The organism is Clostridium tarantellae (genome assembly GCF_009295725.1).
Taxonomy (GTDB): Bacteria; Bacillota; Clostridia; order Clostridiales; family Clostridiaceae; genus Sarcina; species Sarcina tarantellae.
The window spans coordinates 1-15,160 of sequence record NZ_WHJC01000056.1; the positions used below are offsets into that span (position 1 = coordinate 1).

The 15,160-nt window shown below is 27.0% G+C and carries 11 protein-coding genes and 4 tRNA genes; 1 reads left to right on the forward strand and 14 read right to left on the reverse strand.

Going from position 1 to position 15,160, the window contains the following annotated elements:
• Window positions 1–51: 51 nt before the first annotated feature.
• From GBZ86_RS05930 to GBZ86_RS05945, 4 genes are all read right to left on the reverse strand, one after another.
• Window positions 52–126 (reverse strand) — tRNA-Glu (locus GBZ86_RS05930).
• Between the two features lie 6 nt (window positions 127–132).
• Window positions 133–209: transfer RNA gene (locus tag GBZ86_RS05935), tRNA-Asp, on the reverse strand.
• A gap of 8 nt (window positions 210–217) precedes the next feature.
• A tRNA-Val gene (locus tag GBZ86_RS05940) sits at window positions 218–293 on the reverse strand.
• A 6-nt stretch (window positions 294–299) separates the two neighbouring features.
• Window positions 300–374, reverse strand: a tRNA-Glu gene (locus GBZ86_RS05945).
• Between the two features lie 489 nt (window positions 375–863).
• On the opposite strand from GBZ86_RS05945, the gene GBZ86_RS05950 reads away from it, so the two are divergent.
• Window positions 864–2,108, forward strand: coding sequence for a BaiN/RdsA family NAD(P)/FAD-dependent oxidoreductase (locus GBZ86_RS05950; RefSeq protein ID WP_152888703.1), 1,245 nt, complete (start codon window positions 864–866; stop codon window positions 2,106–2,108).
• A gap of 97 nt (window positions 2,109–2,205) precedes the next feature.
• Here GBZ86_RS05950 and GBZ86_RS05955 read toward each other — a convergent pair whose 3' ends face one another.
• The 10 genes from GBZ86_RS05955 to ygjK form a co-directional block, all read right to left on the reverse strand.
• Window positions 2,206–2,748 carry an NADH peroxidase gene (locus GBZ86_RS05955; protein WP_152888705.1) on the reverse strand — a complete coding sequence of 181 codons (543 nt, stop codon included), beginning with the start codon at window positions 2,746–2,748 and terminating at the stop codon, window positions 2,206–2,208.
• Between the two features lie 268 nt (window positions 2,749–3,016).
• Window positions 3,017–3,199 carry a DUF1858 domain-containing protein gene (locus tag GBZ86_RS05960; protein WP_152888707.1) on the reverse strand — a complete coding sequence of 61 codons (183 nt, stop codon included), beginning with the start codon at window positions 3,197–3,199 and terminating at the stop codon, window positions 3,017–3,019.
• 107 nt (window positions 3,200–3,306) lie between these two features.
• Complete coding sequence (locus GBZ86_RS05965) at window positions 3,307–3,789, reverse strand: NUDIX hydrolase (RefSeq protein ID WP_152888709.1); 483 nt, start codon at window positions 3,787–3,789, stop codon at window positions 3,307–3,309.
• Window positions 3,790–3,999: 210 nt separating this feature from the next.
• The gene (locus GBZ86_RS05970; protein WP_152888711.1) at window positions 4,000–5,286 is read right to left on the reverse strand and encodes an adenylosuccinate synthase; all 1,287 of its coding nucleotides are present in this window, start codon (window positions 5,284–5,286) and stop codon (window positions 4,000–4,002) included.
• A gap of 226 nt (window positions 5,287–5,512) precedes the next feature.
• Window positions 5,513–6,763, reverse strand: coding sequence for a hypothetical protein (locus GBZ86_RS17060; RefSeq protein ID WP_170272170.1), 1,251 nt, complete (start codon window positions 6,761–6,763; stop codon window positions 5,513–5,515).
• Between the two features lie 159 nt (window positions 6,764–6,922).
• A complete protein-coding gene (locus tag GBZ86_RS05980) occupies window positions 6,923–8,257 on the reverse strand; it encodes a class II D-tagatose-bisphosphate aldolase, non-catalytic subunit (RefSeq protein WP_152888713.1) in 1,335 nt (444 codons plus the stop codon).
• A gap of 262 nt (window positions 8,258–8,519) precedes the next feature.
• Window positions 8,520–9,377, reverse strand: coding sequence for a tagatose bisphosphate family class II aldolase (locus GBZ86_RS05985; RefSeq protein ID WP_152888715.1), 858 nt, complete (start codon window positions 9,375–9,377; stop codon window positions 8,520–8,522).
• A 38-nt stretch (window positions 9,378–9,415) separates the two neighbouring features.
• A complete protein-coding gene (locus tag GBZ86_RS05990) occupies window positions 9,416–10,585 on the reverse strand; it encodes an SIS domain-containing protein (protein ID WP_152888717.1) in 1,170 nt (389 codons plus the stop codon).
• A gap of 264 nt (window positions 10,586–10,849) precedes the next feature.
• Window positions 10,850–11,542, reverse strand: a complete 693-nt coding sequence (sdaAB, locus tag GBZ86_RS05995) for an L-serine ammonia-lyase, iron-sulfur-dependent subunit beta (RefSeq protein WP_327444291.1) — start codon at window positions 11,540–11,542, stop codon at window positions 10,850–10,852.
• 229 nt (window positions 11,543–11,771) lie between these two features.
• Window positions 11,772–14,681, reverse strand: coding sequence for an alpha-glucosidase (gene ygjK, locus GBZ86_RS06000; protein WP_152888721.1), 2,910 nt, complete (start codon window positions 14,679–14,681; stop codon window positions 11,772–11,774).
• Between the last annotated feature and the right edge of the window lie 479 nt (window positions 14,682–15,160).

Here is a 15,160-nt window from a genome sequence, read left to right on the forward strand (position 1 = left end):
CCTCTGCTTGTAAGGCAGATGCTCTCCCAGCTGAGCTATGCGACCATAAAATGGTGACCCCTAGGGGAATCGAACCCCTGTTACCACCGTGAAAGGGTGGTGTCTTGACCGCTTGACCAAGGGGCCAAAATGTGGCGACTCAGAAGGGGCTCGAACCCTCGACCTCCGGCGTGACAGGCCGGCACTCTAACCAACTGAGCTACTGAGCCAGATTAAATGGTGGTCACAACAGGGATCGAACCTGTGACCCTCTGCTTGTAAGGCAGATGCTCTCCCAGCTGAGCTATGCGACCATAAAATGGTGACCCCTAGGGGAATCGAACCCCTGTTACCACCGTGAAAGGGTGGTGTCTTGACCGCTTGACCAAGGGGCCATATAATCTATAATAATCTAAACCACATTATTGACTTTTAACTTAATTTTTTTCTTGTCCGTCACTTTAGCGACCTGACATAGACTATAATACAGAAAAACATTAAAAGTGTCAACACCTTTTTAAAACTTTTTTTTATTTTTTTATTGTTATTTTACTATTTTATTATTTTTTGTACTAAATTATCTTAATATTTCATTGTATTTCAATTGTTTTTCTGCCTTTTTCTCATTTTTTTATTTTATGTATTTTATTATTACATTTTAAATTTTTATAATAATTTTTTCATAAAACCCATTAATTTTAATTTAACTTAATTTTATTAAAATGTTATTGAACTATATTAACTATTTAGTAAATAACTTTCAACTGTGTTTTAAATTATTATTTTAAATTTATTAAAAATATAAAATAATAATTTATAATTATAAATTTAAAAGTTATGTTAAAATTTATTAATAATAATGTTTAAATAAAGGAGAATCATTTATGAGATATCATGAATTAATAATTATTGGTGGCGGAGCATCAGGACTTATGGCTGCTATAACTGCTAAAGATTTTGGCATAGATGTAGCTATTGTTGAGGGAACTGATAGAGTAGGAAAAAAAATATTGACCACTGGAAATGGAAGATGTAATATTACAAACTCTAATATAAAGTTTCCTTTTGAAAATTTCCATAGTGATAATAAAAATTTCTTTTCATATACATTAAATTATTTTTCTTTTGAAGATACTAAATCATTTTTTCTAAATTTGGGATTACCTTTTATAGAATTAGATAAAGGAAAAAATTATCCTCAATCACTTCAAGCCTCTTCGATTGTGGATATCTTTAGATTAGCTTTAGAAGATAGGCAAATTCCTGTTTACAATTCTTTTAAAGCAAATAATATTAATAAGAAAAAAGAAAAGTTTAAAATATATGCTACTAATGAATCTATAGAGCCTATAACTTGTAAAAAACTTATTTTAGCTTGTGGAGGAAAGTCTGCTACTAAAACTGGATCAGATGGATCTGGATATAATTTAGCCAAATTATTTGGTCACACTATAATAGATACAATTCCTGGTATTGTTCAATTAAAATTAGATTATAAAAATCTTAAAGCATTATCAGGTATTAAATTTGATGGTTATGCTGAAATAACTTGTAATGGTAACTCTTACAAAAAAGAGTTTGGTGAAATTTTATTTACTGATTATGGTATATCAGGTCCTCCTATATTACAGTTATCTAGAACAGCTTCTTACGCTTATTCTAAAGGAAAAAATGTTAATATTATTTTAGATATGATGCCAAATAAATCTTTAAAAGAATTATCTACTTTTCTTGAAGGTCATTTTGCTATTTTTTCTTATAGAAAAGTAGTTGATTCATTAATAGGAATAATACATAAAAAACTTATACCTACTATTTTAAAAGAAGCTGGTATATATGATATTCATAAACCATGTTACGAATTAACTTGGAAGGAAAAAAAGCAATTAATATTTCTTATGAAACATTGGGAGTTCAAATGCACAGGTACTAATGGATTTCAAGCTGCTCAAGTTACAGCTGGAGGTATTAATACTAAAGAAGTAAATGAAAAGACCTTAGAATCTAATCTTGTTAAAGATCTATATTTTTGTGGTGAAATTTTAGACGTTGATGGAGATTGTGGTGGTTTCAATTTACAATGGGCTTGGAGTTCAGCATATATAGCTGCTTTATCTTGTTCTAAATAAAGTTTTATCCACAATCAATAATAGAAAAACCTCTATTTTTAAACAGGAGGTTTAAAAACAAACTGAAAAACTCGTCTAATGACGAGTTTTTTATTTATTATTTAAAATATCTATTTAATAATCCTGCAAAAGCTCTTCCATGTCTAGCTTCATCTTTGCACATCTCATGAACTGTATCATGAATTGCATCTAAATTTAATTGTTTAGCTAATGTAGCTAAATCTTTTTTACCTTGACAAGCTCCATGCTCAGCATCAACTCTAGCTTGTAAATTAGCTTTAGTATCTGCTGCTACAACTTCTCCTAACATTTCAGCAAACTTAGCAGCATGTTCTGCTTCTTCAAATGCTATTCTCTTATATGCTTCTGCAACTTCTGGATATCCTTCTCTATCAGCTTGTCTTGACATAGCTAAATACATTCCTACTTCTGTACACTCTCCCATAAAATTAGCTTGTAATCCTTCTATAATTTTTGCATCTACATCTTTAGCAACTCCTACTACATGCTCATCTGCCCAAGCTAATTCTCCTGATTGCTCAATGAATTTATCAGCACTCACTCCACATACTGGACAAACCTCTGGTGCAACATCTCCTGTATGAACATATCCACAAACTGTACAAACAAATTTTTTCATTTTATATTCCTCCTAAATTTTACTACTTTTAATTTATTTATTAACTTATTTATTAACTTATTTATTAATCTGTCTTTGTTTACAATTATTATTATATAATAATAATTATTATTTATCAAGCATTTTTTCAAAAATTTTTCCAAATTAATATTTTTATACATATAACTAAAACTCTGCCATTAAAATTTAGTTTAAAGCAGAGTTTTAAAAAATAATAATATATATGTATAAAAAATAACCTATGGAAATTGCCATAGGTCATAAATATTTATTTATTCAAAGCTTCTATTAAGGCTTCTAAATTTATTCCATGTACTATTGCAGCCTCTTCTATAGTTTCTGCTTGTGCTGAAGGACATCCTACACAACCCATTCCAAAACTCATTAATATTTCAGCTGCATTTGGCTTAACTTTTAAAATTTCTCCAATAGTCATTTCTTTATTTATCATAATTAAATCTCCTTTCTAAATAAAATTAATTTTATCCAATAAATTATAAATTTATTATACATTCTTAAAATTGTAAATACAAGTACTTTACTCTGAATTAAAATATACTATTTAACATATTTATTTATGTTTAATTTATTTATTATATCTTTTATAACAACTCTGTCTGGTGGATTAATTTTTTCAATAGATGGAATATCTTCTTTTAAAAAAAATATTGCATCCTTACTTTCTTCTTTATCTAATTTTAATATTCCATCATAACTTCCTGTTACAAAAATAGCTGAAGCATTATAAATTTCATCACCATTAGGATATATATTATGACATTCTTTTCCTGAATAAACGTTAAATAATTCTAAGTTTTTAACATTCAAATTTACTTCTTCAAAAACTTCTCTTATAGCAGCTTCTTCAAAACTTTCTCCTAGTTCTAAACTTCCACCAGGTAAACCCCATTTTAAATTATCTGTTCTTTTTTGTAATAAAATTTTCCCTTGCTTATTCACTATAATAACTCCAGCAGAACACATTATTAAAGGTCTATTTGAATTTGGAAGTTCTTTTCTTAAATCCATTATATATCCCATAATTACTCTCACTCCTTTTAAAATTTTAATTATTATTAAAATAAATTACATATTAAACTTATCATAATTTTATTAATACAATCTCATTTATTATACTAAACATTTACATAATATTCATAGTTATTCATTCCATAAAATAAATTTTTAAAATAAATATTAAGATAAAAAAGAGACCAATCTAGATATTCTAAATTAATCTCTTTCATATAATTATAGTTCAGCAGTAACTCTTATACTTTGATCTCTCTTTGGACCTACTCCAACTATAGAAACTTTAGTCCCTGTAAACTCTTCTATTTTTTTTAAGTATTTTTTAGCATTATCTGGTAATTCTTCATAGCTTCTTGCATTAGCTACTTCATCTTCCCAACCTTCAAACTCTTCATATACTGGTTTACATTTAGCTAAATCTTCTAAACTTGCTGGGAAGTAATCTATAACTTTTCCATTTAACTCATATCCCACACAAACTTTTAATTTATTTAATCCAGCTAATGTATCTATCTTAGTTACAACTAATGAAGTTAAACCACAAACTCTTACTGAAGTTTTTAATATAACTAAATCTAACCATCCACATCTTCTTGATCTACCAGTAGTAGTTCCATACTCATGACCTTTTTCTCTTATCCAGTCTCCAGTAGCATCCTCAAGTTCTGTTGGAAATGGTCCTTTACCAACTCTTGTTGTATAAGACTTAGCTATACCAACAGCATTAGTTATCATTGTTGGTCCTATACCTACTCCATTTGAAACCCCACCTGAAGTTGTATTTGATGATGTTACATATGGATAAGTTCCATAATCTATATCAAGAAGCATTCCTTGAGCACCTTCAAATAATACTCTCTTATCTTCTTTTATTTTATCATACACTACAACTGATGTATCTTTTACAAATGGTCTTAATCTTTCAGCATAAGCTAAATATTCATTAAATATTTTATCAAAAATTAAAGGTTCTCCACCTAATAATTTAATGTAATCATTTTTCATCTCTATATTAATTCTTAATTTTTCTTCAAATACTTCTTTATGTAAAAGGTCACAAACTCTTATTCCACATCTTTCAACTTTATCAGTATAACATGGACCTATACCTTTTCCTGTTGTTCCTATATCATTTTTACCTCTTGCTTTTTCTTTTAAAGCATCTAATTCTCTATGATAAGGCATTATAACGTTAGCTCTATCACTAACTACTAATTTTTCTGGAGTTACTTTTATTCCTAAATTTATTAAATAATCAATTTCAGTAAATAAAGCTTTTGGATCTACAACTACTCCATTACCTATTACATTTAATTTATCATCATGTAATATTCCTGATGGTATTAAGTGTAGCTTGTATTGTTTATCTTCAACTTCAACTGTATGGCCTGCGTTGTTTCCTCCTTGGAATCTAACAACTACATCAGCCTCTTCTGCTAAGTAGTCTGTCATTTTACCCTTTCCTTCGTCACCCCATTGAGCTCCTAATACGATAAATGCTGACATATAACTTCCTCCTTATAAAAAGAACAAAATCCGTTCTTTTATTAATACAATTCTCACCGTTTATTCGGTTTTGTTTTGTGGAGTATAATTCGTAAAATTCAAGAAAATCTCCTAAAATTTATCACTCCTATAACATATTATCAAAGTATTTCTCTTAGGTCAACCTTATTATTGCGTATATTTTTGTTTTTTATAAATTAAAAATTCGTTTTATTCAATTTCTAATTTAATGTTTTTTTCTTCTTACTTTTTTATTTATAAAAAAAGCACTTACCCCTAATAGCATAGTTCCAATACCCACTCCCACTTTTACAGCTAAAGATTTATTAGATTCTTTTTCTAATAAATCTTTATTAGAAGCTTCTAAATTATTATTATTTAATAAATCTTTTGCTTCAGATTCTATATCTTTATTAATCTGTTCTTCTAAATTTTCATTATTTTCATCACTAATAGATTTATCTAATTGTTCTTTTAATTCCATTAATTTAGCTGAATCTATTTCTTTACCACTTTTTATATCATTTTTTATTTCATTGAAAGTACTTTCTATTGTTTCTACTTTTTTATATTTTTTTAATTCTTCAATTTTATTTTCAACTGAATTTAAAGTATTATTTATTTTCACTTTATCTTTATTAGTTTTTACTTCATTGTTTAAATTATTAATTAAAGTATTAGTTTCTGCTTTAATTTCTTTTACCTCTAAAGGAAATGTTCTATTTTTTTCATCTTTTTTTTGTAACTTTTCATTTTTTCTATAATCTTCATTATTTTTTTTATTAATCTCATTATTTTTTTTATTAATCTCATTATTCTTTATATTTTCTTCTATTTTTTTTATATCCTTATTTTCAGTTTGTTGTTTTAATTCTTCTTGTCTTTTTTCTGGTTTACTTATTGATTTTTTAACTTCTTCTGCTAATTTATCTTTATTTTTAAAAGCAGTCTTTATGTCATTTAATTGAGCAATATTATATTTGGGAACTTCTTCATATTGTTTTAATTCATTCATTGCTTCTTCAATGAAATTCACAAGCTCTGGAATATTATCATAAACTTCATATGTTAAGCTTTCTCTTGCTGTACCTAATAAACTTTTTATTCTAGCTTTTAAATTTTTTGCAGTTTTTATATCCTCAGCCGTTTTTTCATATCTTGGTTTTAACAAATCAAATTTTTTTTGCATTTCTTCGTCAATATTAGCTACCTGTTTATATTTTGACATACTAAATTCTATTCTTTTAAATAATTCATCTATATATTTATAATCTTTATTGTTTAAATAATTTTCTAATCGATCTAAATAAGTAATTATAAGTCTTCTCATTGTTTTAACATCTTTTTCAGATTTATTATTATGAACTTCTTTACTTTTAATGGGTGTTGTTGCCTTAACTGTTATATTTCTCCCTATAATAGTTGCTGATATTATACTACTGGCTAAAATAATTGACATTACTTTTTTTTTATTCATACTTATCATCCTTCCATTTCTTAACAAAATTCATTTTTTATAAAGTTATTAATTATTTGTATTGTATTTATTTTCTTCATATATAGAATTTTTTATTTAATATTTAATTGGAAAAACAAAATAAGGATATATGAGAAGTTCTCATATATCCTTATTTTTCTATGCTTTTTTTTTAATTTTCAAACTAGGTTTAGTAGCAAACATATAATCTTCAATATACTCATTAACTTTATCTTTTAAAAGACTTTCAGCATCTTTTTTTATTAATCCCATTCTTACACGTTTATATTGAGTAGGCATATATTGACTTATTAAAGGAAGTGGAATTGAAACACTATTTAAGTTGCATATCATTTTATGCAATGCATAATCTACATGTGCATTTGGAAGATAATATCTAGCTCTATCAGAAAAACTATATTTTCTTTCAAATTTAACTTCTTTACCAGAACCTTTATAATGATTTTTCCAATTTTCTGGCTCTTTAACCATTGAAAAATCTAAAATATCTCTAAATTTAGATATTTCTACATTTTCATCATTAGTAAATAAATCTTCTTCTATGCAACTTAATGCAAATAAACCTTCTCTTAATGCAAATGTTAATGCTGGTCCTACTTTTAATATTGCAAATCCATCTTCAACTAATTCTTTTAAAGCTATAGGTGTTTGATAATCTGTTGAATGAGCTTCAAATATTAAATTTTCATAATCATTTAGAGTATTAACTAACTCTTTAGCTTTATCTCTATTATATGCCCAAATTGTATCACTTCCAAACTCAACTCCCGGCTGAACAACTACTGCAATTACATTTTCATTAAAACACTTATCTAAACCATATCTTTTAAATGCTTCTTTAAATGTATCTATAGTATTTTTTAAATTTTCGGATTTAGTAACTGAAATTTCTTCTTCTTCATCTTGACTTCCACCTGGAATAGGTACTTCACTACCAACTATATATACTGGATGTAATACATTAATTTCATTTTCTTTAAGATCAGAAAAAGCAGCTTCAGCAACTTCACAAAGTATAGCAGCTCTTTCTGCTATTAATGAATCTCCAAATTTACCTGAATTTAAATCATCTCCAATATGCATACTTGTATCTATATGAATTTTAGTAAATCCAGCTAAAACATACTCTCTTATTAAATCTTTAGAATATTTCATAGCTGTTTTTTCATCTAAACCTTTCCAAACTAAAGGACCTAAATGATCTCCTCCAAGTATAACTTTTTCTCTTGGAAATCCTACTTTATCAGCTATTTCATAAACAAATTCTTTAAAATCTAATGGTCTCATTCCTGTATATCCACCGAATTGATTTACTTGATTAGCTGTTGATTCTATAAGTAAATAATCATTGTTCCTTAATGCTCTTTCCAAAGCTGCTTCTATAACATAATTATTAGATGAACAGACTGAGTATATTCCAACTGGAATTCCTGCTTTTTGATTTTTTACTATTTCTTTAATTGGATGTAACATAATACTTAAATCCTCCCTTGTTAAATATATTTTTAAATTTTATTTTTAAATATTTTTCATAAGGGTTACTAAATATAAGAATTTATTAAAATCTATTTAAATTTTATAAATCCTTATTTAAATATTAAACTTTCGTTCATCTCAAATATATCTATCTAAATTAAAATAAAAAAGTTGATAAGTATAATCATCTACTACTTTGGAGTATATTTATACTTACCAACTCCCAAATTTAAAGTTTTAATATTTTCTAATTTCAGAATTAAGCTTTTCCATTACTTCCACAAAGAAGTATTTTATGTGCAACAATAGCTTTCATTGCTTCCTTTCCTGGAGTCATATATTTTCTTGGGTCATTAGCTTTTGGATTTTCAATAAAATGTTTTTTTACAGCATCAGAAAAAGGTATTTTTAAATCTGTTGCTATATTAACCTTACATATTCCTAAAGATATAGCCTTTTTTACTAAATCATCAGGAACATCTGATGCACCATGTAATACTAATGGAACATCAACTTTATTTTTTATTTCAACTAATCTTTCAAAATCTAAATTTGGTGTTCCTTTATATAAACCATGAGCAGTTCCTATAGCAATGGCTAAAGAATCTATATTAGTCTTCTTAACAAATTTAACAGCTGCCTCTGGATCTGTAAAAGCTCCAGAACTTTCATCAACTTCTAAATCATCTTCTACACCAACTAGTCGTCCAAGTTCTGCTTCAACTGTAACATCATATTTATGAGCAAATTCTACAACTTCACTAACAATTTCTATATTATCTTCAAATGAATAATGAGATGCATCTATCATTGCTGATGTAAATCCTGTTAATATATAATTTTTTATTAAGCTTACATCTTCAAAATGATCTAAATGAACAGCTATTGGTATATCATATCTTTCAGCTGCTACTTCAGCCATAGCTACTATATAATCAGCTCCAGCATAATCAATTGTTGAAGGTGTTCCTGCTATTATCACTGGCGATCTTAATTCGTTAGCAGTTTCAACAACCACCTGTAAGGTTTCTAAGTTGTGTATATTAAATGCTGGTACAGCATATTTTCCTTCTTGTGCTCTTTTTAACATATCTCTAGTTGACTTTATTTTACTCATAATTACACCTCTTAAATTTTACTATTTTCACTTGTTTTTTAATTAAATGGATGAATTATAACTCCTTGTACAACCCTGTTAACAGTTCCATCAGGTCTTGGATTATCCGGAGATATACTCATTCTTAATGCATTAAAAAATGCTGTAATTTGACCTATAATAATATAGTTAAATGCTGTATAAACATCTGGTAATTTTGAACCATTTAAAGTAATATAACTATTACAAATTTCTTTTAAATTTTCTCTATTTTCATAACTTAAAACTACCACTTTTTGATTACCTTTATCTGTATAAACTTCTTTTATTAAGTCATAATCATATAATTCTGTATAATCATCTGTTGATGATAACACTACGATTAAAGTATTATCATTAATTATTGATTTAGGACCATGTCTAAAACCTAATACTGATTCACAAACAGTTACTTGTTTTCCTGATGTTAGTTCAAGATTTTTCAAAGCCATTTCATGACAAAGTCCTTTTAAAGCACCTGAACCTAAATAAACTAATCTACTTGCACCATAATCAGCAAGTACTTTTGCTTCTGACCACCTTTCTTCTACTAATAAAGTAGCATTTTTAGAAAGCTCGTCTACTATTTTTTTATTATTATCTAAATTATCTATATCAAATAAAAGTAATGTTGCTAACATCATACAAGTAAATGAACTTGTCATAGCAAAACTCTTATCGTTTGATTCATCTGGCATTAATAAAACTAAATTTTTTTCATTTTCAGATGCTCTTTTAGCAAGTTGTCCTTCTTTGTTACATGTTATAACTATATGAGATAAATTTTTAACCTTTTGATTAAATAAATCATAAGTAGCAACACTTTCTGGACTATTTCCTGAACGAGCATATGAAACTAAAACTGTAGGACAATTTTCATCAATATATTGATTTGGATTAGAAACAAAATCTGTAGTTGCAATAGCTTCAACTCTTTTATTAAGTATATTTGCTAAATGAAGATATATTGTATCCCCTACATATGCTGAAGTTCCAGCTCCAGTTAAAATTATTCTTAATCCATGTTTATTTAAATTATTATTTAAATAATTCTTTATTTTTTCCTTATTACTCTTAACAATCTGAAAAGTTTCTTGCCATAACCTTGGTTGTTGATATATTTCTGTTGCAGTATATATTGCTTTTAACTTTTGTAATTGCTCTTTATTAAAACCAAAAATATTAGCCATAATATTCACCATCCCATTAATTTTTCAACAAGTTATAATGTTGTCATTACCTGTTATATAAAAAAAATATGTTATTCATTAAATAAAACTAATTTTTCATGTTAAATGTATTATATAACAAAGTACATATAATGTTGTTATTACAAGTTAATAATACCTTTTATTTAGTATATTGTCAATATTTACATTTTGTAAATACTATTACAAATATTATTGATTTTTTAATAAAATAGTTAAAATTATTTTTAAAAGTTATCTTCATTTTTAACAAATATCTTCTATATAAAGCTTAACTGGCTCTATATTTATAACTTTTTCTACTAATGGAACTTTTTTGATTTTATTTATTATATCTTCATTTAAAGAAGTATCAGTTTCAAATACCATTTCTGCCACTTTTCCTTTTTCAGTCCTAAATACTTTCATAAATGCAATGTTTATATTATATTCATAAACTATTGCAGTAACTTTAGATACTACTCCAGGCACATCCTTATGTGAAATTATAAGAGTAGGATATTCTCCTGAAAATTCAACTTTTTTTTTGTTGACTTCTGTTATTATTACATTTCCTCCGCCAATAGATGAACCAACTACTTCCGTTTTTTTATTATTTATATCAATAATTTCAAATTTAACTGTATTAGGATGAACATTACCTAAATCTATTTCCTCAAATTTTATTTCAATATTTTCTTCTTTTGCAATTTTCATAGAATTTTTTAACCTTACATCACAAGGTTCCATATCTAATACACCTGCTACTAAAGCTTTATCTGTACCATGTCCTTTATATGTTTTTGCAAAAGAACCATGTAGTTTAAAATTAACTCTTTTTAATTTATTATTACATATAGATTTAGCAATTTTTCCAAGTCTTGCTGCTCCTGCTGTATGCGAACTAGATGGTCCTATCATTACAGGACCTAATATATCAAACACCCCATATATTCCCACTATATTATTCTCCTTTTATTTAATTTAACTCTTTTAATTTAATAATAAACTAATACTCCTTTATTTACAACTTATTACATTTAATTGAAAATAATTATTTTAGTTTATCTTTTAAAAATAATTACTTCATTATAAATTTAATACATAAAAATAGCTCCCTCTAATTAATTGAGGGAGCTTAAACTTTATAATTAACATTATTGATTATTGTGATTTTTAATACTTTTTATTATTTTCTTTTTTTCTTTTTTAATAAAACTGTACCCAATCCAATTGATCCTAATCCACCAATGATTAATGATGTTATTCCACCAGCAACTCCTGTATTAGGAAGACTTCCACCTACTTTAACTAAATCATTTATAGCATTAGTTAATTCTTCTAAAGCTTTATTCACTTCTGATTGTGTTGCATCTAATTTAATTAATACTTCTTTAGCATCTTCTAATTCCTCAGTTAAATTTTTGAAGCTTTCCACAGTATAATCTTTTTCTTTTAATGCTTCTGCTTCTTTTATTTTATTTTGCAATGCTTCTTTATTTACTACAACTTCCTCAGGTTTAACTAAAGAATTTATAGCATTAGTTAATTCTTCTAAAGCTTTATCAACTTCTGATTGTGTTGCATCTGATTTAGCTACTACTTCTTTAGCATCTTCTAATTCCTCAGTTAAATTTTTAAAGCTTTCCACAGTATAATCTTTTTCTTTTAATACTTCTGCTTCTTTTATTTTATTTTGTAATGCTTCTTTATTTACCACATTTGGAACTTCAACGTCTTCTGTTGGTATAGGTAACCCTACTTGTGAAGTTGTTTTATTTGGTGTTGCATCACCACATAATGTGTTTTGATACATTAAATAATAAGCTGATGCTGACCAACTAAAGTTTGTTGTGTGTAATCCCTTTCCTGTTTCAGGATTATAGTTTTCTCTTATCGGTCCATCTCCTAATAATCCTTCAGCATTATCAAATAATTTTTTAGCCATTTCTACAGCTTCATCTTTAAATCCATAGTTTTGTAAAGCTTCTACTCCATATAAAGCTTGGTCTAACCAAACAGGTCCTCTCCAATATTTATCTGGATTATATTTTTCATTATCCTTTGAAGCTGTAGGGAAAGGAACTAATGTGTTAAATTTACCTGGGTCCATCATATTTTCAACTACATCCTCTGCTTCTTCTTCAGTAGCCATTTTAGCCCATAATGGAATCCAACCTTCTGTACCTTTTCCTCTATTAACTAATAATTTCTTCTCTTCTCCATCTTCAGTTGTTTGAAGATCATAAAAGAATCCTGTTTCTTCATCAAACATTTTATTACTTACATAATCTTGTACATATTTTGCTTCTTTTTCATATTTTTCAGCATCTGATTTCTTACCTAAAACTTCTGCCATTGATTTTAAGAATCCTTTTTCAGCATATAAGTATGCATTTAAATCAACAGATTCTTGGTTTATTGAATATCCAACAACATTTCCACATTTGTCAGTATTCTCAAATACATGAACTCCTATATCCTCTGGTCCTGAACCTTCTTTATCGAACCTAGTAGCATTATCCATACCACTTTCCCAAGCTGCTGCTTCTATTACTGCTTCTTCATCAAACTTAGGTTTTCCATTTTCATCTTTTATAATATTACCATTTTCATCATATTGATAATGTGCATCATGAACCATTCCACCATATTCAGCTATACCATTTTGATCAGTATCTCTATTTGTATACCACCATTCATGGTATTTAACTAATTTTGGATACATTTCTTTTAAGAAATCTACATCACCTGTTGCTTTATAAACATTCCATACAGACCATGCAGCTAATGCTGGCTTAGAGTTTCTCTCATTCCAGTTTCCACCATCACCATTTCTAGAACCATCTTGATTAAAGAATATAGCATCTATGATTGTACCTGCATCTTGAGGTCTTACATCATCATTTTCTGTTATTTGATAATCAAATAAAGCTCTTATATTATCTTTAGCAAGATCTCCATTAAATCTAGCTGTAGCAACAGCTTGCTTCCAAGAATCCCAAGCCCACATTCCTACGAACCATTTGTAAGACATTGATGGAACAACTCCATCATGTTTAATAGCTCCTGCAGCACTTCTCCAGTTAGTTGTTAATGTTTCTATTGATTTCACTGCTGCATTTTTATATTCCTTACCAAATTTATTATCCATTCCTTCGAATGTTTTATCTAAATAATCTTGCCAACGCTTAGTATTTTCTTCAAAGTGTCTAGGTGCACCACCTATTAAATCCTCTATTTTAGATTTTTCTTCATTTAACTCTTCTGTTGTAAATGTATAACTTTGAGTTGAATATGTTTCAAAAGAAGCATTTGGATCTATACTTACAGGCTTTTTCATTTTTGTTGTATAGCTATTTCCATCAACTTTAGTTTCTACATTACCTTCATAAGTAACTGTAAATTTAGTCTCTGGTGTTGTAAAGTAGTTCCAAGTACCTCTTGTTCCCGCAAAGTTAACTTGTACACCATTTTGAGTTGCTTCTAAAGATTGATCTAATGGAGTTCTCTTTATACTACCATCTCTTTTCTTCTCAGCTAATTCATTAAATATATTACCAGTCCACTCTAAATTAAGATTTAAAGACTTATTAGTTTTATTTTCTATTTCAGTTTCTATTAAAGCACTTCTATTTGTTCCAAAGATAAGCTCTAATGTTAAATTGAAATCATCCATTTCATATACTTGAACTAATTTTCCTGGGTAATAATCAAATTTTACATTTTTAGCTTTGGTCAAATCATAAGTTTGTCCATCATCTATATTAGTTATATTTATTTTACTTATAGTATCAGACATATTAACTGGATATTCTTCTGCTATAATTACTGGACCAGCAAATCCTCCATATAAATTAGTTGCCTCCTTTGCTGGTAAGTAATATCCGTGCCATGCTCCCATATCTGAAAAATTATTAAATTTATTTGTAGAATATGTTTCAGCAAATAAACTATCTGGATTTGCTGTTACATTTAATACATTTGCAAAATCTAATACATCGTCTCTTGTATCCTTAGCTAAAACGTTTAACCCTGATAAATTAGTAGCAATTAATGATAGTGCAACTGCTGAAGCTATAATTGATTTCTTTTTCATTATGTAAACCACCCCTAAATTAATTTTTTTAATTTTTTCTACTGCTAATTTAATTTTTTAATGTTTAATATAAAAAATACCTAAATCAAATAACTAGATAGATACTAATTTTAATCTTACTTTTTTTGATTTAGGTATTGCCTTCTTCAGTAACAATCCTATTATACTTTTATGTAATTTAAATATTTTTTGTTGTTAATATAATTTTATCATGTAATTTTTTAATATTCAATATTTTCCATATAGACTATTTATAGGTTTATTGTACTTTTTATGGATAACAATAAATTTTTTTTAACGATAAAATATTTTATTTGTAATTTAATTTTTAATATTAATAAATGTTACAAAAAAATACCTAAATCAAAAAATTAGATATATAAGTTAATCATTATTTTTCGATTTAGGTATTGCCTTCTTCAGTAACAATCCTATTATATTTTTATGTAATTTAAATATTTTTATTGTTAATATAATAT